Source organism: Paenibacillus sp. 1_12 (assembly GCF_900114475.1).
Classification (GTDB): Bacteria; Bacillota; Bacilli; order Paenibacillales; family NBRC-103111; genus Paenibacillus_S.
In genome coordinates this window covers 1-19,638 of record NZ_FOTE01000014.1, presented here as the reverse complement: position 1 = coordinate 19,638, position 19,638 = coordinate 1, and the positions used below count along the sequence as shown (strand labels likewise).

Sequence of the window (19,638 nt, the reverse complement as noted above, 5' to 3'; positions counted from 1 at the left end):
CAATGACTTCATACAATGAGTCAACTACATATGCTTGTTGTAAGCATATGTGGTGGCCATTCAATGCTGAACCTGGATATAGTTGAATTTATTTAAGAAATGATTCGATTTAGGGTTGTCATACACATCAATAATTAGATATAATCTTACTGATAATGAGAATCGGTATCATCATAAGGAGCGGATACAGATGGGACGCTTATATACAGAACAGTTAAATATTGCTTATGGAGACATCAGTATTGTTGAGCATTTAAATATTAGTATACCCTCGGGTCAAATCACGGCGCTTGTCGGGGCTAATGGATCAGGCAAATCAACCATTCTTAAAGCGATGGCACGCATGCTGAAGCCAACAGGCGGGACCGTGTTTTTGGATGGCAAATCGATTCACCGTCAGCCAACGAAGGAGGTCGCCAAGCAGCTGGCGATATTGCCGCAAAATCCGATTGCACCGGATGGACTGACGGTATCGGAGCTTGTCACCTATGGCCGCTTTCCCCACCAGAAGGGCTTTGGCTCCTTGTCCAAGGAAGATAAGGAAGCCGTACGGTGGGCGATTGAAATGACGGGTATGAATGAATTTTATGACCGTCCCGTAGATCAGCTTTCCGGTGGGCAGCGGCAGCGTGCCTGGATAGCAATGGCTTTGGCACAAGGAACCGACATTTTATTTTTGGATGAGCCGACTACCTTTTTGGATATGGCTCATCAGCTAGAAGTGCTGAAGCTGCTGCAAAAGCTGAATGAAGAAGAAGGGCGCACGATTGTGATGGTCGTTCATGATCTCAACCATGCCACCCGCTATGCTCATCATATGGTCGCTATTCAAAAAGGACGCGTCATCAGTAATGGAACTCCGACAGAAGTCATGAACCTGAATGTACTACGTGAGGTATTTGGCATTGAAGCGGATATTATTCCGGATCCGCGTACAGGCGTTCCGCTCTGTCTGCCGTATGGATTGGCCCAAGAGGCTCACAAAACGGGAGCAGCCAGCAGCGAGTCGGCCGGCCACAAAGAGCCTGCGTCTGTGGGCAGGTAGCCTGATTTAATTTATTAAGTGATTTGTAAAACCTCGAACCGTTGAGTTCGAGGTTTTTTAATGCTGCTATGTTGGCATGGATACAATCAAACCACGCCTTTATGACCAGAAGGCATACTCATGAATAACGGACTGGCCAGGTTAGAGGGCAGCCGATACACTTCAGGGTCTCTGCTGCTTACATTCACCCAAGCTTGTACACAGATTGGATCAAAATGACTGCCACTGTGCTCCTTCAAGAAATGTATAGCCTCTTCATGCGTCCATGCCTTCCGGTAGGAGCGGGTAGAGGTCAACGCATCATAAACATCAGCGACAGCAACGATTCTCGACAATAGCGGAATCTCCTCGCCTTGCAGACGATCCGGATATCCGGTCCCATCCCATTTTTCATGGTGAGATCGGATAATATCCAGCTCCTCTTTCATAAACCCCAGATTTCTGCACATTTCATAGCCTTTTACCGGATGCGTTTCAATAATGAAACGCTCCTCCGGTGTAAGTCGTCCTGGCTTGTTCAATATTGCGTCAGGTATCATGTTCTTGCCGACATCATGAACAATCGCCCCTTGTGACAGAGCACGGAGCTGCTCCGGCTGCAGCTGCATTTCTTCTGCAAGCTTTAGGGCATACATCGTCACCCTGAAATTATGGCCTGCTGTATAGGTATCCTTAATTTCCGTCGCCAATACCAGCTCTTTTACACTTGGTGACAAACAGCTCGTTATTCGTTCTACCGGATCGTTGGTGAACAAGGAGCGGATTGTCATGGTCAAGGATTGATTAGACGCATACTGCTTGAATAAACCGTACAGCATAACCAGCATGGAAGCCAACAACAGAAAATGGTACAGCCACCAGCTCAGCCGCCAGGTCTCGCCTAACACAATGATCAGCTGCGCATTTATCATCCAGCAGCAGCTGTAGACAATCGCAGCCTGAAGCGGAAACCGGGAATAGCGATATGATTGATGATATCGATACATCGTCATGCCATTAAGGAAAATGACTCCTCCGGTCGACAACCACTTGGATGCAAGCCCGTCAAGAGGTACCCACTCTATCAAATGTGGAAATGAGAGAGCAGCGAATCCAAGTATACCTAAACCTATCGTCCATATCGGCACTAACCATTGTCTCCATTTGGATAGACGCACAATGAATCCATTATCAGATGACACCGAGGATAGCCACAGCCAGAAAGAGGCTAATAAAACACTCCCCTGTGCGGCCACTCCAGGCAAATGAGACACATGAATAAGCATATTCGGTGTGGACAAGCCATGCACGGAAAAAACCTCAGCTAATGAAATAAAGGCCATCGCCAAAAAGCTGATCTTGATATTGCGCACCCGACTCCCCGATATGCCCACGGCAATCGCAATAATACTCGCAAGTAGGGCAACAGAGCTGACAATATAAAAATGTCCGCGGGGTACCGCGAACTGAATATCGAGCGAAGGATTAAACTTCAACAAATTAAATAAAAGAAAAGGTAATGAAATCGCTATCAATGGACCTGTCAGCTCTCTTAGTTTCATCCGATGTTATCCCCTTTGTACACGCTGTCACGCTGATATTGTATCATATACTTTCCGTTAACTTAAGGTATTTTCTGCATCTGATATAAAAAAAGAACGGCCCCATTGCCACTCCCACCTGATCAAATAGCAAAAAACCTGAAACTCAGCCTTTGCACTGAATTTCAAGCTTTTTTGCGCGAACAATTTGGCGTTATTCCTTCGAAAGGCTTACGCTAACCTCATCCTTCACCATATAGGCATCCACATCAATAATGTCCTGATTACGGACCGCATCAACGCCAAAAAAATCGATCAGCTTAATCTTGGCTTTGTGCTTGACCTCTTTATCGATACTCATCGCGACCGCACCTATCGCCAGCATCAGCGCACCCAAATCGTCCAAATAACCAACAACCGGAATCATATCCGGTATGATATCGAATGGAAAAATGAGGTAGCCGAGTGCTCCATAAATTTGTATTTTTGCCTTCATCGGCGTCTTTGGACTTTGCAGCGCATAATAAAGGAGCAATCCTGCGTATACCACTTTCAGTCCCGCATCTTTAGCTGCCTTCTTTAATTTCCCCCAAAAACTCTCATCCGAATAATGCTTTGCGTATTGGGAATTGTCCATAGGTGCATCTCCTTCAAGATTTTGTAGAGAACTTGTTCATCTACCCTTATTACCGACAAATGAAGGAAACGAAACATCCCCGTATGGAAGCATTGGATAGCTATTGGGCCATTTGCATTGATTATATACCGTATCCGCTCTTCCTAAATGCCACTGCATCACCCTTTGTACCCAAACGAACCCTCAGCAAAAAAGCAGCTCCGCCGTAATCGCGTGCTACTTTGGCAATGATTTACTTCGGTATCAGCTACTTGCCAACCTGCTGCTCGCTCCATATCCACAGGCTGCGGGCTAACTCCGGATCTTGTGCTTTCGCTGAAACAGAAGCTATTTTTTTCTTATAAAAGTACTCACCCGAAATGCCCCTCATGTCTTCACTCGTTGCCAAATACAACGCGGTCTGCATCCCTTCCTCAGGTGTGAGAAAAAACAAGCTCAGAAATGCCAGCACCGATTTACCGAAGCCCGTATTGCGATCAACCCCAAGGCTCGTAGCGACCGCTCCCGGATGTACACAATTGACAGTTACCCGGGTCCCCTTTAAGCGTCTGGCAAGTTCTTTGGTAAATAAGATATTAGCCAGCTTCGATTGCGCGTACCCTTTCCAGAAACTGTAGCCTTTTGTGAAAAAGGGGTCTTCCCAGTAGATCGAGCCCACTTTATGAGCACCTGAGGATACAACCACGATCCGTCCTTGCATGGCGTGAATCAATGAATCCAGCAGCAGCTCTGTCAGTAAGAAATGCCCCAGATGATTCACACCAAGCTGAATTTCGAAGCCGTCCTCGGTTACCTGCCGCTTTAAGGCAAATACCCCTGCATTATTGATCAATGCATCCAAATGTGTATACTTCGCTTTAAAAGTATCCGCAAACTCACGAACGCTGTCCAGTGAACCTAAATCACAGCGCATTAGCTCAATATGTCGGGAACTGCTCTGCTGGATCGCCTCCTGCAGCGCACGTTCGCCGCGCTCTGGACTCCTGCATGCCATAATGACTCTGCAGCCTTGTTTCGCCAAAGCTATTGTAGTGGCTAAGCCCATCCCTGAGTTGGCACCTGTAACAATCATGATAGGTCGGTAGCTGTCCATGGGAGTTCTCCTTCCCTAGCGGGACTGTAGTTCAGATAACCGTCTGATATACTCATACCCCAATCATGCCCATGATGAACCCCGTAACATACATCAGATTGTAGGGCGAAGCCCCGCTGCCAACTCCTATAGCTCACCAACCACACGCAGGTTCAACAGTTGACTAACAACCAAATCTGACTAGTTGACAGTTGATTTACAGGTAACTACAATAAGTAGTGTGAGGTGTTGTAAAGTGAAGATACACAATTTCAAATATCATGAAAGGGGTTTAAATCGATTTTTTGGACCTTTGGAAGCCAAAATCATGAACATCTTGTGGGATAGCTCCGAATTGGCCATTAAGGACGTTCAAGCCAAGTTGGATCAGGACCAGACAAAACCCCTAAATTTCAATACGGTTATGACTGTTATGAATCGGTTAGTCGATAAAGGCTTCCTGACCAAACGAACAGAAGGAAGAACTGGTTTGTACCAGCCTATGGTGAGCAGGGACGATTTTCTGGAGAACCAGTCCAAGGAACTTACCCATGAACTGATCGAGGAGTTCGGGCCGCTTGTGGTCAATCATATGCTGGATGCGCTGGAAGAAGTCGATGTGGATTTAATAGCCATGCTGGAACAAAAAATTAAGGCGCTCAAAAAGGACAATTAACCATGTGGACAAACCGATCCAGATTTATCTTTGTTTCGTGTCTTTTAATTGCTGGTTTCATCCTTCTGCAAATGGGCATGTACGCCCTGCATCTTCTATTCGGACGTGAAATCAGCTTTAATATTTTGCAGCTGTGCAACAGCTGGCTCAAATCAATGGGCTTTTTAACAATGGGCTATTTCCTTGGTGGACTGGTTGTATATACGTTCGTGATGTTCTTCTGGCTGCTCAGCAAGCAGTTGTTCCTGTCTCAACGCATGTATCGCAAGCTGCTCCGTGAACAACCCGATATCAGCTCCGTTCAACAGGCCAATAAGCTTGACGTTCCGGAAGCTGCCGGTATCCACATCGTCTCCAGCAAGAAGCCTATGGCATTTACGATGGGCTATTTGAAGCCGCGGATTTTTGTGACTACGGGATTATTGCATCTACTGGATAACGAGGAAATTAAAGCTGTCCTCTATCATGAAAAGCAGCATCAACAAAGCGCAGACCCGCTAAAAATACTGATCCTGTCTTTGTGTGCTTCGATGTTCTGGTACATTCCTCTATTGAAATGGATGCTTCACCACTATAAGATTGCCAGAGAAATTGTGGCTGATCAGTATGCGATTCAACAGCTGGGCTCTTCTATAGAATTGGGCAGCGCCCTGCTTAAATTAGTCAAAAAAAGCCCGGCCTTTACGATGCCCTTTACCTATGCATCCTTTGCCGATACATCGGTTAACTACAGAATTAACCAAATTCTCGACCCGCAAGCCAAGATTTCATTTAAACCCCCGATTACATCAACCCTAATCTCGCTGCAGATCATCGTGTTGATTTCTATTTTATTTGTTTTCAATTTAATTTGATTTTTTTAATCTTATACACTACATATCATAGTGTTAATAATTAGAGGAGGCATTCATATGAATACCAAAGCAGAAATCGGAATCCTAATCTCCAGAATTACAGTCGGCATTATTTTTCTCGTCCATGGTTTGATGAAATACCAAGGGGGAATCGACAACACCATAGGTTTTTTTGAGCAGCTTGGCATTCCTGGCTATTTGGCTTATCCGGTTGGGGCGCTTGAAATTATTGGAGGCGTTTGTGCGATCATCGGCCTCGGAACACGTATTTTTGCAGCGATTTTTTGTGTGATTATGGTTACGGCCATTATCGCGGCTAAGTATACGATGGGATTTGCCGGCGGCTTTGAATTTGAGCTTGCCGTACTTGTGATGTCAATACATCTGGTGCTGGCAGGCAGCAGGCTTATGGCACTGGACCGTATTTTCACGAATCAGGCTGCTTCCCATATACCAACCACATAACAGCAATACACATAGCAAGCCCTTTCACAAACAAAAGAACTGCCTTCCCTCTTCCGGGAATGTGCAGTTCTTTGTCATTTAACCCTTTAATCCCGTTGTACTGATACCCTCGACGATATACTTTTGAAAGCCTATGAACACGACCACAATCGGGAGCAATGACAGCACGGACATGGCAAACATAGCGCCCCAATCGGTTTGTGCTGTCGGGTCGGACATATTCTTGATTGCAAGTGATACGGTAGCCAGCTTGGGCGAGTTGAGGTACAGCAGCGGGCTGAAAAAATCATCCCATGTCCAATAAAATTTAAATATCGATACGGTAATAATCGGCGGGACGAGCAGCGGAACCAGGATCTGCATGAAGATTCGGTATCTTCCGCAGCCATCGATCGTGGCCGATTCGTCCAGCTCCTTCGGAATGCCGCGCAGGAACTGAATAATCAGGAAAATAAAGAACGCTCCTCCAAAAAAAGACGGCACAATGAGCGGAAGAAACGTATTAATCCAGTCTATTTTTTGAAAAAAGATATACTGGGGAATCGTCAATACCTCGGAAGGCAGCATCATCGTCATCATCATGCAGGCAAACCAGAAACGTGAGCCGCGAAAACGGATTCTGGCGAAGCCATAGGCTACCATCGTAGAGGAAACGACCGTTCCAACGACGGAAAACAGGGTGATGATCAGCGAGTTTTTATAAAACACGACAAATGACGTGCCTGCAAAACCTTTAAAACCGTTAATATAGTTATTAAAATTAAAATGGGAGGGTAGCAGTTGGTGCGCATTGATGAAAATTTCCGAATTATCCTTGAGCGAGCTGGACAGCATCCAGGCTAGTGGATAAATCATGATCAAAGCAAAGCCGAATACGAAGAGGTGCAGGATTACACTGCGCAGTCGTTGTAATTGACGCTGTTGGCCCACCATCCTTTAGTCCCCCTTCGATTCGTAATAGACCCATTTTTTGGAGCTGGCAAACAGGAGCGCCGTCAGAAAACCAATCGTCAGCAGCAGCACCCACGCCATCGCCGAGCCATAGCCCATTTCATAATAACGGAACGACTTCTCGTACAAGTACAACGCATAAAATAAGGTCGTATCCAGCGGTCCTCCTCCGGTCACAATCATACCTTCGGTAAAAACCTTGAAGCCATTAATGACACCCATCACCAAATTGAAAAAAATAACCGGAGTCAAGAGCGGCAGCGTAATGCGTTTAAACTTCTGCCAGCCTCCCGCCCCGTCCACCGTAGCTGCTTCATACAGCTCAGCTGGAACCTGCTTGAGACCAGCCAGAAAGATGAGCATCGATGATCCGAATTGCCATACGGACAAAAGCACCAGGGTCATCAGCGCCGTGGACGGCTGGGTGATCCAGGATATTTTGGCGGTAATTCCGAATATCGCCGTCAGGAACGAATTGAACGCTCCCGCAGCCCCGAACAGCTGACGCCACATCACAGCTACCGCCACACTGCCCCCGATCAAGGTAGGCAAATAGTAGGCGGCCCGAAAAAAACCGAGCAGCTTCAGCTTCGTATTCAACAGCATCGCGATCACCAATGCAAAGCACAGGCGCAGCGGTACTGCGACAAATACGAAAATGAGCGTTGCCTGTACCGACTTCCAATACCTCGGATCTGCGGTAAACATCTCTGTAAAATTATCGAAGCCCACCCACTCCGGATCGGATAAAATATCATATTTCGTAAAGGCCAAGTATAACGAAGCCAGAATAGGCAGGAGCGAAAACACAAGAAAACCGAACAGCCACGGAGAAATAAACACATACCCCGATATGTTATCCGAACTCCACCAACGTTTTTTGGGTAGGACCTTCAACTTGCGCACACCTCGCTTCTACTAGACATAAAGAGATAAGCTAACCGCGCTTATCTCTTCACATTGTCTTACATTTGCTTACTTGTAACTTATGTGTTCGGGTACCCTTCACAGGATTCCGCTTACGTGCTTATTTCTTTTTCGCCAAAATAGCGTTCGCTTCTTTTCTAAATTTCTCCGCACCTTGTTTAGGGGTCGTTTTCTCAAAGAAGATTTCGTCACTGACGTTTTTGAAGATTTTGCCTACCTCTACAGCAGCTGTCGGATCGGGAGGATCAATCAAGCTCGAATATTTCTCAACGGTCGCGAGGTATTCGGCAACTCTCTTCTGCGTATCCGAGAAAGAGCTCTTCATTCCTTCAAGCACGGCAGGGTGGTACGGCATTCCGAAATAGGCATTCAACGATTTGGCAGCATCAATATTATTCGTAAAAAATTCAATGAACAAAGCCGCTTCTTCAGGATGCTTGGAGCTTTTGGCAATCGATTGGAAGAACGACGGCTTAATGTACATGCCCTTGCCGTCTCCGGAGCCCGGATACATCGCCATACCTACCTTTTTCTTCAGCTGCGTTTCCATAATGTCAACGTGGTTGCTCCAATAGCCTAAGCTGCCGAATGCCGCCTGTCCTTTAGGAAACGGACCATCCTCAAGACCTCTCACTTCCAACTCAACACCAAGCGGGGAGATCAGACCCTCCTTCTGCCAGCGAAGCTGCTGCTCGAAGAAGTCGACGAACACTTTGTCGTCATCGTAGCCAAGTCCATCCTGGGCGGTGTTGTACATTTTTTTGCCTTGCTGTCTGAGCCACACCGCAAATTGGGTTTGACTCATATGCGTATCGCCATAAATGCCCAGCTTATCCTTGAAGGTTCTCAAATCCTTCTCATACTGCTCCCAAGTATAATTGGGGGTTGGCGGTGTTACACCGGCTTTGGCAAAAACATCAGGATCATAAAATGATACGAGTGCATTATTACCGATGTTAATGCCGTATACTTTACCGTTAAATTTGGCGCCGTCGATATGAATCGGATTGACTCCAGTCATGTTGATCGTTTTCTTCTGGATGTAGTCGTCCAATGGCAGCAATAAACTTTTGTTAACATAATTCGTGATCTTCGAGTAATCCATCCGCACCACGTCCGGCATGCTGTTGGAAGCGGCCTGCACGTTCAGCTTATCCCAATAGGCATCGCCCGCGTAATACTCGGACTCGACTTTGATATGCGGATAGGCTTTCTGGAACAGCTCCACAACCGCATTGGTTTTATCTACGGTCATTTGCGAGCCTGCCCAGTAAGTAATCCGCAGGGTCACAGGGTCTTTCTTGGCTGCTGCCGGTGTAGTCGCTGTTGCGGGTTCCGCGGGTTTACCGCCAACTGCAGGTGTACTAGTCGCCGATGGCTGCGAGCAGCCTGTAAGTGCAGCTAAGATCAGCAAGGCGGAGGTAAATTTAATTTTCATCGATTTACGCATACATACACATCCCTTTTCTATATTGGTAAGTCATGAACTCTGCCCAACGAAGTACAGCCAGTGGAGATATTTCGCTATTCCCTTTAGCGGCATACACCTGAAGGGATTCCGATTTACTCAAACCTACTCGTCGAACAGCCTTCTAGCTTTCTTCCAGCAGAGCGCGCTGCGCCAGGTTGCGTATGACAACATCGTCCATCGGCGGATTATGCAGCCCGGCGCGAACGTCGCGGTACATTCTTTCCAGGGGCAGCCTGCGTGACAAGCTGGTTCCCCCAACAATCCGCATGGCCTGATCGACTATCCGCAAGGCATGGTTCGTTGCGACGTACTTGGCTAAACCCAAATCCGGCTTCAAAGCAATACGTCCTTCAGGCTGCTGATCCCAACGGTCAGCTACCGTATACAGCAGCGTGCGCGCCGTAATCAGGTCCACTTCGATCTGCCCGATTTGCTGCTGAATATTCGGCAGCTCAGAGATCGGTCCCGGCAAGCTGTTTGGCCTGTAGGTGCGGGCAAACTGGATGGCAAAATCACGCGCAGCATGGGCTATGCCTATGTAGCAGGCGGGAATGTGCAGCAGCCAGCCGTTGCCATCATCAATCCGTTTCTTGTCCGGTACTGAACCCGATCTGCTGATCAGCTTGTCGTCAGGGACAAACACATCCTGCAGGATCAGATCATGACTGCCTGTCGCCCTCATGCCGAGCGTATCCCACGTCTCCTCTATGCTGACTCCTGTAGTCTTGCAAACAAAAAACTCACCGACCTCATTCGTATCTGCAATGCTGGCGGATACCGTGAAGTGTTCGAGGATCGGACTTAAGGTACTGAATGTTTTCCTGCCATTAATCAGCCAACCGTCTGGCGTCTTTACTGCAGTCGTTTCGGGCTTTCCGCCTCTGCTTGGACTGCCGGTGGCACGCTCACTGGCAAAGTGATTGATCATCGCCCCGTTTTGTACAACCTCTCTGCAAAACCATTCATATAACGCTTCAGGCCAAGGCCGGGTATTCCGATATTGAAGCATCGTACCCATATGCCAGCCGACAGCCAATGCGGTCGATCCGTCTCCACGGGCCAATCTCTCCTGGGCCAGCACCAATTCGTACAAGGAAATTTCATCTCCCCCGTACTGCTTGGGCACGGTCAGCTTCAAATATCCGGCCTGCTGTAAATCTGCAAAATTTTCAAATGGGAACGAGCCCTCTTCATCATGCTTGGGTGCTCTTTCGGCCAGCTTCACTGCCAGTTGATCGGCTCGCTCGGCAATCTTCGCTTCCCGCTCATTGCGGATGAAGCTATCCGATAATTTAGGTTTGGTCATCGTTGATTCTGCTCCTCGCTCCATAATCTTATGGGGATAGTAGGAATTAATTTAATCTTACTCCCTTTAAGTCCAAAAAGGTATGTAAAAAACGGATACTTTTTTGTGAAAAACAGTGTTTATACAGGATAAGATCGGAGAGGGTATTTCTATGCTCGCTGCTTAGCGATTGATCGTTTTCTTAAATTCCAGAGGAGATTGACCCGTATGTCTTTTAAACACATTCCCAAAATATTGCTGGTCACTGCCAAAACCCGACTGTTCAGCGACCTCATACATTTTGATATCTGGTTTTTCCGTAATTAAGGCTTTGGCCCGTTCAATTCTGAGTCTCGTGATATACGGAGAAAATTTATCATTCATTTCTTTGCGAAATAACTTACCCAAATAGTCCGCATTCATAAAAAAGAAGTTTTTGGCAAGCCATTGCAGCGACAGCTGCTCGTTGGCCAAATGCTCCTGAATCAACTGCGTCATTCGTGTCATCAACATATGCTTCTTATCCGAATACGCCTCAAAATGCTCTCTAGCTGTAGCCAGAGAGAGATTTTCAATGTAATGGTGAATTTCACCCAGTGTAGACATACTTAAAATCGGCACGATTTTTTTAAAAGGTTCGTTCATCGGTGTCGATAAGGTTTCTCTGACAATGACCGTTATCAACTCAATGCATAAGCTGATCGCCACATTAATTTCAATACGGGATTGATGCAAATGGTCAAAGAAAGCCTGCAGCTCCTTACGAACGTCCTCTGCTTCACCAATTTTTACAGCCATTACAATAGGGTCGTAGGCATAGCTTACCGTTTCTATGGAAGACAATGGCGCATGCATGTCAAATTCGCTTGTGATAATCCCATTTTCACCCAGATAAAACTTATACTTCACATATTTTTGTACCTCTTTATAGAGCCTCGCAATGTCCTCAACTCGACCCGCATCACTAATTGCCAATGTTACATTTAAAGGATACAGCTGCCAAAACGACTGCTGGATACGGCTTGTCAAGGCGACAGCTGCAGACAGCTCTCCGTCCTCTACCAAAACCAGCAGCTGGTTGCCGACAATCGTGCTCAGCACAATCTGGCCTGCTTCTCCCTGCTCTTCAGAAATCGTCTTGAGCGTGTACAGCTCGATATATTCAAAGCTGCTTTCCAGCTCAAATAAAATCAGCCGAACCTGCTCATGATCAAGCTGCAGCAGTTGCTTGTACTGCTCCATTTCCTGCTGGACATAGACTCGATTCAATAGACAATCCCGCAAAAACTGCTCCCGAACCTTGGGCATCGCTTCCGTTAACTGCCGCTGCATGGATGCGATCAGATTGCCCTGCTGTTGTTGATCCTCCATTTCCCGGATAACCTCACGCAGCACATGAACAATCTCCTGTTCATTGCTCGGCTTCAGCAGGTAGTGCCTGACACCGTGCTGCATCGCCTGCGATGCAAATTCAAATTCACCATACCCGGACAGTACGATAAAATGAGTGTCTGGCAGCTGCTTCTTGACGCGTTTAATCAGCTCAAGTCCATTCAGCTTCGGCATCTTGATATCGGTAATGACCAGATTCGGCCGCAAGCGAACAATCTCCTCATAAGCACGGACACCGTCAGGAGCAGACCCCACGAACCGAAGCCCCAATTCCAGCCAAGGGATCAGCATCGTAATACCTTCTCTTATCACCCGCTCATCATCTGCCAAAAACACCGTGAATTCGCTCATACGTCCACCTCATTATGGATTAGATTGGGATATCGGTCAGGTAAGGTATTGCGATACGGATGATCGTCCCGTGTTCGAGTCCGGTCTCAATATCAATACCACTGCTGTCGCCAAACAATAATTTGAGACGCTGGTCAATGCTGTGCAAGCCGATCCCTGTGCCCGCTGCAGTTGTTTCATTGTGCTTTAATTTTTCCAAATATTCCGTATCCATGCCGGGTCCCGTATCCTGAATGGTCAGAACAAGGCGATCCGGCAGCTCCTGCTTTTCAGCGTGAATCGTAATATCACATCGGTCCGTCGCAGCCTCGATCCCGTATTTAAGGCAATTTTCCACGATGGGCTGCAAAATCAGGCTTGGTATATAGAGGGCATACAGCTGCGGCGAAATCTCAATACGGCACGCCAGCCGCTCCTCAAAGCGGAACTGCTGGATGTGAATATAATTGTTCAGATTCGCTATTTCCTCCTGCAGCGTGACGAATTCCTTCTTGCTTACCGCTGCCCGCATCATATCCCCAAGCGCTTTAACCATACCGGAAATCTCCGGTTGTCCGTTGATTTTGGCCAGCCAATTGATCGATTCCAGCGTATTATACAAAAAATGCGGATTGACCTGTGCCTTCAGCGTCTCATATTCTGCTTCTTTAAGCATAATTTGCTTAATATAATTCTCGTTGATCAGCCTATCCAGCTTCTCGGTCATTTTATCGAAATTATGGTTCAACAAGCCAACCTCATCGCGGTTCACCGGAAAGTCTGCTCTATCAATGGCAAACTGTCCTTTCTCCACGTTCACCATTTTCTGAGTCAAGGCTTCGAGCGGCTTGGTAATGCTTTTTGAAAATCGCAGGCCGCTCCACAGCAGCAGCAGCAAGATCACTGCGTACAAAACAAGCAGCACCGTTTTCATAATCATGACATTTTTAAAAATCGAACCGTAAGGAATCAGGTGAATAAAAGTCCAGCCGGTGTAACCAAGTGTAAACTGCGCGGCCAGATAGGGATTGTGGTCAATCGTGATGACGCTGTAGTCTTTCGATTTGTCTATAGGCAGATCGGACATTTTCAGCCGGGTTTTGCCGGGATATATGATGTCGTTGCCCGATACGATCATCAGTGAAGAATCGTAGTTTGTACTTTCTTCAGGTGAGCCGTAAATCGCCTTGTCAGCCTCAATACGAATAAACAAGGTTCCCAGCGACTGTAAATTCAATTCAGGGATTTCTCTAATATCACGCACCGAAAAAAATGCATCCTCCTGCAGCTTCCCGCCGACCCATATGCTGGCCCCTTTCTGCTCATAAGCAAGCTCACGAATTCCATCCATATTCGCATAATTCATACGATCCACGTTGACCCCGACACTATGCGAATTGGAGTTTCGGTCGATGATAACAATGGACGAGACCGAATAATCGTATAAATGGAAGGTTAGCAGCTTTTGCTTCAATTTGTTCGACGCATCAAACGCTTCGTACGTATCCGGCTCGGTTTTAATCACTCGCAAATACCGCTGAACATCGGAATCCGCCATTACAGAAAGCGATAGCTTATCGATTTCCTTGAATTTTTCTTCAATCCGCTGCGAAAATAAATGGAATTTATCGACCGTTTCACGGTAAATGAGCTGCTCATACAATGTTTGCGACTGCTGAACAAACAGCCACCCAAGCAGACTGGTCAAGAGCGCTCCGAGTGAAATGAATATAAACAGCTTATGCTTGATTTTTAAATTTCTCATTCATCCACCACGTTTATGGCAAAAACGTCACTTTCTCTTCACTCAGCGACGCTATGCGTGCCAGCGATTCTATGCGGTATCCGGCTTCCTTCAGCTTACGTGCCCCATCTTGAAAGGATTTCTCGATCACGATACCGACTCCTGCGACCGTTGCTCCTGCCGACTCAATGATCCGTGCCATTCCAAAGGTCGCTTCGCCATAGGCTAAAAAATCATCAATGATCAAGATGCGCTCACCTGGCGATAAAAATTTGCGGGAAATTGTAATTTCATTATGCACCTGCTTGGTAAAGGAGTAGACCGTTTCCACATAAAGGTCGTCCTTAAGCGTCAGTGACTTATGCTTGCGCGCGAATATTAAAGGCACCTGCAGCGTCAAGGCCGTCATAACTGCGGGCGCAATACCGGACGATTCCAGTGTAAGTACCTTATCGAACGTAACCCCTTCAAACCACCTTACAAACTCCTGACCAACCTCCAGCATGAGCTGTGGATCGACCATATGGTTCAGGAATGAATCGACCTTTAATACTTGATCGCTCAGTACGATACCATCCTGTCTGATTTTATCCTGCAATGCTTTCATTTCTATACGCCTCCTCGTGAAAATGAATTTGGCTGAATACGACGTCCGTTTTCCTCTATATGCAATCCTATCTTGCCAAGATCCGGTATGATCTATTTCAATATTATACTCAAAATATTCGACATCCTTGAACGTATTTCCTTTTTGCTGCAGGATCACCTAAACCTGCTTCTCCGACTCAGGTTTCTACCTTTGGTGATCCGCACAAGTAGCGTATTCTTAAATAAACAGGCTTATTTCCAGACGGGCGCAATGGCTAGAACAACAAAACGACAGCTCCAGGATCATACCTTGGGCTGTCGTTTTGTTATCGGCGATCACTTATTCACATTTTATCCACAATTTATCCACACATATCCACAATCCACTTATTCATCTTCTTTAAACAAAGGCAGTATCGACAGTTCAAACTCGAATTCCTTTTCATCCAGACGATATTGCTTGAGAAGCTCCGGTCCGCAGGAATTGGAGCCGACACCGCTCATCTTGTAATCCAGATGAACAATCGTTTCTTTACGCTTCTTAAGTTTATGCGCATGCGTAGCAGCTGTCAGATCCTCTGGTGTATAGTGTGCCGCATTCAAAGAAAACTCTCCGCCTCGGCTGGAGAATTTCAGCCCCATCCCTTGCTCATTGGACACAATGGCCCATTCCGTTCCATAGCGGGAGCCATTTTCCTGCGGCATGATGTACTGCTGGTACATCTCGTCAACCGTCAGCAGGTACTTGCCCTTCTTCACGCTTTGCCGCTTATCGGAATAGCTTTCATGTGGACCAAATCCGAAATATTCAACTTCCTCCGTGCCTTTCGGCATCGTCAGCTGCAGACCGAAACGCGGCAGGAAAGTCAAATTCTCTCTTACCTTTACTTTTACCTGCAGTGAAATGGCCCCTGTACCATCCACAGTCCAATGCGCGGTACCGTGCAGCAGCGGCAGCTTGATGTAACCGCCCAGCGAAAACTGTACGGAAATTTCTACAGAATTACCGGTTTGCTTAACAATTTCAGATCCATATACATGCATCTTTGCCCGGTCATAACCTTCCTTCATCCACTCGTGCTTCACATTCCGATCGTTATCGATCGGAGCCCGCCAGATGTTAAAGGCAAATGGTGCCTGCAGCATTTCTACACCCTGCTTCGTTACACTTACGAAGGTCCCATCATACAAATCAAAGCTGTGACGGAAATCAAAACCGTCAATAATAAGAGTATGACCCTGCTGATCCACACGGATCGCGGGAACCTCCTGTTTGCTGCTCTCTTCAACAACCGCTGCCACCGGAAGCTCAAACTGTTCGAAGGTAAGCTCATGACCAGCTTCCGCCCAACGGTAGTCCTGCTTGGATTTAACTGACAGCGTCAGGAAATAACGACTGGAAGAAGCCTTTGGCAGCGTATAAGGAACAACCACTGTTTGCGTGGAATGGGGAGCCACTTCAATCCCGGCAAGCTCGCCCTGCTTCACCGTTTGCCCATCCTTCTCAACCTTCCAATAGATCGCAACCTGCGACAAATCGATAAAATCATACAAATTTGTGATCTCGATCGTTCCTTTGTGTAAATCCTTCGCGTCAATGCGGACAGGAGCAATGACCTTCTTCAATTCAAGCAGTCCAATATGCGGCTTTCTGTCCGGACTGACCAGTCCGTCGATGCAGAAATTCCCGTCATGCGGCTTCTCTCCAAAATCGCCTCCGTAGGCAAAGAAGGGAACACCGTCTTCCGTCTCTGTTTTTATCCCGTGATCATTCCATTCCCACACGCATCCACCCATTAACAGCGGATATTTGTAGATGACATCCCAGTAGTTTTTCAAATCCCCAGGTCCGTTACCCATCGCATGGCTGTACTCGCACAGGAACATCGGCTTCGTGCTCGCCGGGTCCAGCGCATAGATCTCGATGTCTGTAGTAGACGTATACATCCGGCCTTCCAAATCAATGAATTCTTTGTCTGCACTGCCGTTGTAGCGGGGATCTACACCTTCATAATGAACGGGTCTGGACGTATCTCTCTCTTTTGCCCATTTGCCCATCGCCATATGATTCTTATCGTAGCCAGCCTCATTTCCGAGTGACCAAATGACAACCGCAGGCTGATTTTTATCCCGTTCGACCAACCGCTCAATCCGATCTATAAATGCCGCTTCCCACTCCGGATTTTTCGTCAGCATGTGATAATCACCAGCATTATGGACTCCGTGACATTCCAAATCCGCTTCATCCACTACATAAAAGCCATATTCATTGCACAGCTCTAAAAACCGCGGATCGTTAGGGTAATGTGACGTTCGGACCGTATTCACATTATGGCGCTTCATCAGGTTCAAATCCTTGATCATGTGGTTCAACGGAATCGTCTGACCGAGCTCCGGATGGGAATCATGGCGGTTAACGCCTTTGAGCTTAACCGCTGCCCCATTAATCTTGAACACACCGTCGATGATTTCCACCTTTCGAAAGCCAACGGAAAACCTCAGCACTTCGTCCCCGCTATGGATATACAGCTGGTACAAATAAGGTGTTTCTGCATTCCACAACTCGGGAGCAGCCATCTCAATTTCGATAGTGCCCTTACCTTCGATATGCGCCTTGCCTTCGCCTACCAGATAACCTTGGGCGTTTTTCAATTCAGCCCTTACTGCAAGCGGACCCGTTGTCAGCAGCTCGCTTCGCAGAATCGCCTTGCCAAAATCATCCGTCAGCTCCTGCTTATTGAACACATCCCGGATATGAGCGCGATCCCGTGCAAGCAAGTAGACATCCCGGAAAATCCCCGAAAATCTCCACAAATCCTGATCCTCAATATACGTACCATCGCACCATTTTAATACCATCACGGCCATTCGATTTTTACCGCTCGTGAGGTACGGAGCCAGATTAAATTCTGCTGAGATTCTGCTGCCTTGGCTGTAGCCGACAAACTTGCCGTTAACCCATAAATAAAAACATGAGTTCACGCCTTCAAATACGACATAACCGTCTTTATCGTTCCACGATTCGGATACGTTGAAATCACGCACGTACAGCCCAGCTGGATTTTCATTAGGCACATAAGGCGGATCACAAGGGATTACATAATTGACATTGCTGTATTGCAGCTGATCATAACCGTTAGTCTGCCAGCAAGAGGGCACAAGCAGATCATCCCAGCCGCTAACATCGGCAGAAGTCTCGTAGAATCCGCCCTCCACATCTTTAACGCTTGTATGATATTTGAACTTCCAGCCGCCATTTAAAGTTTGGTAAAAAGGGGAACGGCCTCTTTTTTGTGACAATGCTGCTTGCTCTTCACTATAAGGAATATAGTAGGCTCGTGATGCCTCCCTGTTCACCTGCAGAACGGTCAGATCCTCCCAATACTTGTTTAACTGAATCATCACTATCGCTCCTTGTACATAGTAGTCGTATTATTTTCAGTTATATCTTATTCACAGATGGATTTCTATAAGAACATTTGAATACCGATATAACAATTTGAAGATATTATCGATTGCATACTATTCGGAACGATCGCTAATCTACAACGGTCAGTTCTCCTTCTTATTAAGCAATTTGATCTAAAGTAATGGCACACGGTAATCCTGTGTTTAGCCTACATTTTAAGTTGGCATTCAGACTCTATTAAGTCTCTCTTCAGTTTACCGTTCTATAATTTGGTATATTACAGGAGATGGTGGTGTAGAGATGAATACAGCAAAAACGATAGCCGCATGTGCATTAACAGCCCTACTATTAAGCGGATGTGGGACGAATACGGCGGCACCAAGCGCATCTAATTCGGCAAGTGCAGCTCCAGCAGGAGACCAGTCCAAGCAGCAGACTGGCGCACCTCGGACAATAGATCCGAATCAACGCACGATGATGATGACGTTTCAATCCCTTATCATGATGGATAAATCCAGTGGACTTGAAATTACGAAGGATCAGGCGGTAAAAATGCTGCCTGTCGTTCAGGAGGCCGTTACCAAAAGCGAGCTGAGCACAGATGCGCAAACCAATCTGTTAGCGTCGCTGACTGCCGATCAGAAGAAATTTATTGAGGAGGCTGAAGCCAAGAACAAGCAAAGAGCTAGCGGACAAGGAGGCCAACGACCTCAAGGCGACCAGACAGGAAATAAAGCTGATGGCAGTAAGTCAGGAGGTCAAGGCACCCCAAGTGGAGGTCAACCAGAAGGACAAGCCGGGCAGGGTGGAGGCCAGCGACAACAGGGTGATGGAGCTAATAAAGGCGGTACCAAGCCCACAAACGGTCAAAGTGGTCAAGGCGGTCAGCGGCCTCAAGGTGGTCAAGGACAAGGTGGCAATATAGGCCAACAGCTAGTTGAATTGCTGCAAGCCAAAACCAAATAAGCAGATTGCAGCTAAGCACACTAAAGTGTCAGGAGCTCGAATAGCTGCAGGTGCTGCTTATATTTTGGTTACCAAGACCCTACTTTAGGGTCTTTTTTGCATTGTTCAATTAACAAGATCATATTTGGAATTATTTATCGTTTAGATTTTTTTATAGGGGTAAGTACTTAAGGAGCTTATTACATAGAGAAATTGTAAGAGGACTAACCCTTGAACTGTAACCCGTAAGATGGACACTTGAAAAAAGTGACCTCTTACGGGTTTTTGTGCTTTAATCATACTATCGAGAATATATGGGGAATGAAC

General features: G+C 46.7%; 16 protein-coding genes. 5 read left to right on the top strand and 11 right to left on the bottom strand.

What is annotated here, in order from left to right; genetic code table 11:
• Positions 1-190 precede the first annotated feature (190 nt).
• A complete protein-coding gene (locus BM210_RS24665; RefSeq protein ID WP_091174652.1) occupies positions 191-1,045 on the top strand; it encodes an ABC transporter ATP-binding protein in 855 nt (284 codons plus the stop codon).
• Positions 1,046-1,131: 86 nt separating this feature from the next.
• Here BM210_RS24665 and BM210_RS24660 read toward each other — a convergent pair whose 3' ends face one another.
• The 3 genes from BM210_RS24660 to BM210_RS24650 all read right to left on the bottom strand — a co-directional run bounded on the left by BM210_RS24660 (position 1,132) and on the right by BM210_RS24650 (position 4,295).
• Positions 1,132-2,586, bottom strand: a complete 1,455-nt coding sequence (locus BM210_RS24660; RefSeq protein WP_091174651.1) for an HD-GYP domain-containing protein — start codon at positions 2,584-2,586, stop codon at positions 1,132-1,134.
• Positions 2,587-2,779: 193 nt separating this feature from the next.
• Positions 2,780-3,202, bottom strand: coding sequence for a YkvA family protein (locus tag BM210_RS24655; protein WP_091174649.1), 423 nt, complete (start codon positions 3,200-3,202; stop codon positions 2,780-2,782).
• Between the two features lie 247 nt (positions 3,203-3,449).
• Positions 3,450-4,295 (bottom strand): SDR family oxidoreductase, encoded by an 846-nt coding sequence (locus BM210_RS24650; RefSeq protein WP_091174647.1) that lies wholly within the window; start codon positions 4,293-4,295, stop codon positions 3,450-3,452.
• A 235-nt stretch (positions 4,296-4,530) separates the two neighbouring features.
• Here BM210_RS24650 and BM210_RS24645 point away from each other — a divergent pair, with 235 nt between their 5' ends.
• Genes BM210_RS24645 through BM210_RS24635 form a run of 3 tightly spaced genes read left to right on the top strand, consistent with a single transcriptional unit; the run spans position 4,531 to position 6,269 of the window.
• Entirely contained in the window at positions 4,531-4,950 is a 420-nt protein-coding gene (locus BM210_RS24645; RefSeq protein ID WP_091174645.1) for a BlaI/MecI/CopY family transcriptional regulator, read from the top strand.
• A gap of 2 nt (positions 4,951-4,952) precedes the next feature.
• Positions 4,953-5,804, top strand: a complete 852-nt coding sequence (locus tag BM210_RS24640; RefSeq protein WP_091174644.1) for a M56 family metallopeptidase — start codon at positions 4,953-4,955, stop codon at positions 5,802-5,804.
• A 57-nt stretch (positions 5,805-5,861) separates the two neighbouring features.
• Positions 5,862-6,269: a DoxX family protein gene (locus BM210_RS24635; RefSeq protein ID WP_091174642.1), complete on the top strand. Its 408-nt coding sequence runs from the start codon at positions 5,862-5,864 to the stop codon at positions 6,267-6,269.
• 78 nt (positions 6,270-6,347) lie between these two features.
• On the opposite strand, the gene BM210_RS24630 is transcribed toward BM210_RS24635, so the two are convergent.
• From BM210_RS24630 to BM210_RS24595, 8 genes are all read right to left on the bottom strand, one after another.
• Complete coding sequence (locus tag BM210_RS24630; protein ID WP_091174640.1) at positions 6,348-7,202, bottom strand: carbohydrate ABC transporter permease; 855 nt, start codon at positions 7,200-7,202, stop codon at positions 6,348-6,350.
• Between the two features lie 3 nt (positions 7,203-7,205).
• Entirely contained in the window at positions 7,206-8,126 is a 921-nt protein-coding gene (locus BM210_RS24625; protein WP_091174639.1) for a carbohydrate ABC transporter permease, read from the bottom strand.
• Between the two features lie 121 nt (positions 8,127-8,247).
• Positions 8,248-9,597 carry an ABC transporter substrate-binding protein gene (locus tag BM210_RS24620; protein ID WP_091174637.1) on the bottom strand — a complete coding sequence of 450 codons (1,350 nt, stop codon included), beginning with the start codon at positions 9,595-9,597 and terminating at the stop codon, positions 8,248-8,250.
• A gap of 142 nt (positions 9,598-9,739) precedes the next feature.
• Complete coding sequence (locus tag BM210_RS24615) at positions 9,740-10,924, bottom strand: acyl-CoA dehydrogenase family protein (protein ID WP_091174635.1); 1,185 nt, start codon at positions 10,922-10,924, stop codon at positions 9,740-9,742.
• Positions 10,925-11,086: 162 nt separating this feature from the next.
• On the bottom strand, positions 11,087-12,646 hold the full coding sequence (locus BM210_RS24610; RefSeq protein ID WP_091174633.1) for a response regulator: 1,560 nt from the start codon (positions 12,644-12,646) through the stop codon (positions 11,087-11,089).
• Between the two features lie 19 nt (positions 12,647-12,665).
• On the bottom strand, positions 12,666-14,390 hold the full coding sequence (locus tag BM210_RS24605; RefSeq protein WP_091174630.1) for a sensor histidine kinase: 1,725 nt from the start codon (positions 14,388-14,390) through the stop codon (positions 12,666-12,668).
• Between the two features lie 13 nt (positions 14,391-14,403).
• Positions 14,404-14,976 carry a xanthine phosphoribosyltransferase gene (locus BM210_RS24600; RefSeq protein ID WP_091174629.1) on the bottom strand — a complete coding sequence of 191 codons (573 nt, stop codon included), beginning with the start codon at positions 14,974-14,976 and terminating at the stop codon, positions 14,404-14,406.
• A gap of 368 nt (positions 14,977-15,344) precedes the next feature.
• Positions 15,345-18,359 carry a glycoside hydrolase family 2 TIM barrel-domain containing protein gene (locus BM210_RS24595; protein ID WP_091174626.1) on the bottom strand — a complete coding sequence of 1,005 codons (3,015 nt, stop codon included), beginning with the start codon at positions 18,357-18,359 and terminating at the stop codon, positions 15,345-15,347.
• Between the two features lie 307 nt (positions 18,360-18,666).
• Between BM210_RS24595 and BM210_RS34385 the strand changes: the two genes are divergently transcribed.
• Positions 18,667-19,332 carry a hypothetical protein gene (locus tag BM210_RS34385; protein WP_143101090.1) on the top strand — a complete coding sequence of 222 codons (666 nt, stop codon included), beginning with the start codon at positions 18,667-18,669 and terminating at the stop codon, positions 19,330-19,332.
• The last annotated feature ends 306 nt before the right edge of the window (positions 19,333-19,638 follow it).

Excerpts from the sequence above, each read along its gene's own strand:
- BM210_RS24665 (WP_091174652.1), top strand. The coding sequence starts at position 191 with ATGGGACGCTTATATACAGAACAGTTAAATATTGCTTATGGAGACATC.
- BM210_RS24660 (WP_091174651.1), bottom strand. The coding sequence starts at position 2,586 with ATGAAACTAAGAGAGCTGACAGGTCCATTGATAGCGATTTCATTACCT.
- BM210_RS24655 (WP_091174649.1), bottom strand. The coding sequence starts at position 3,202 with ATGGACAATTCCCAATACGCAAAGCATTATTCGGATGAGAGTTTTTGG.
- BM210_RS24650 (WP_091174647.1), bottom strand. The coding sequence starts at position 4,295 with ATGGACAGCTACCGACCTATCATGATTGTTACAGGTGCCAACTCAGGG.
- BM210_RS24640 (WP_091174644.1), top strand. The coding sequence starts at position 4,953 with ATGTGGACAAACCGATCCAGATTTATCTTTGTTTCGTGTCTTTTAATT.
- BM210_RS24635 (WP_091174642.1), top strand. The coding sequence starts at position 5,862 with ATGAATACCAAAGCAGAAATCGGAATCCTAATCTCCAGAATTACAGTC.
- BM210_RS24630 (WP_091174640.1), bottom strand. The coding sequence starts at position 7,202 with ATGGTGGGCCAACAGCGTCAATTACAACGACTGCGCAGTGTAATCCTG.
- BM210_RS24620 (WP_091174637.1), bottom strand. The coding sequence starts at position 9,597 with ATGCGTAAATCGATGAAAATTAAATTTACCTCCGCCTTGCTGATCTTA.
- BM210_RS24615 (WP_091174635.1), bottom strand. The coding sequence starts at position 10,924 with ATGACCAAACCTAAATTATCGGATAGCTTCATCCGCAATGAGCGGGAA.
- BM210_RS24610 (WP_091174633.1), bottom strand. The coding sequence starts at position 12,646 with ATGAGCGAATTCACGGTGTTTTTGGCAGATGATGAGCGGGTGATAAGA.
- BM210_RS24605 (WP_091174630.1), bottom strand. The coding sequence starts at position 14,390 with ATGAGAAATTTAAAAATCAAGCATAAGCTGTTTATATTCATTTCACTC.
- BM210_RS24600 (WP_091174629.1), bottom strand. The coding sequence starts at position 14,976 with ATGAAAGCATTGCAGGATAAAATCAGACAGGATGGTATCGTACTGAGC.
- BM210_RS24595 (WP_091174626.1), bottom strand. The coding sequence starts at position 18,359 with ATGATTCAGTTAAACAAGTATTGGGAGGATCTGACCGTTCTGCAGGTG.
- BM210_RS34385 (WP_143101090.1), top strand. The coding sequence starts at position 18,667 with ATGAATACAGCAAAAACGATAGCCGCATGTGCATTAACAGCCCTACTA.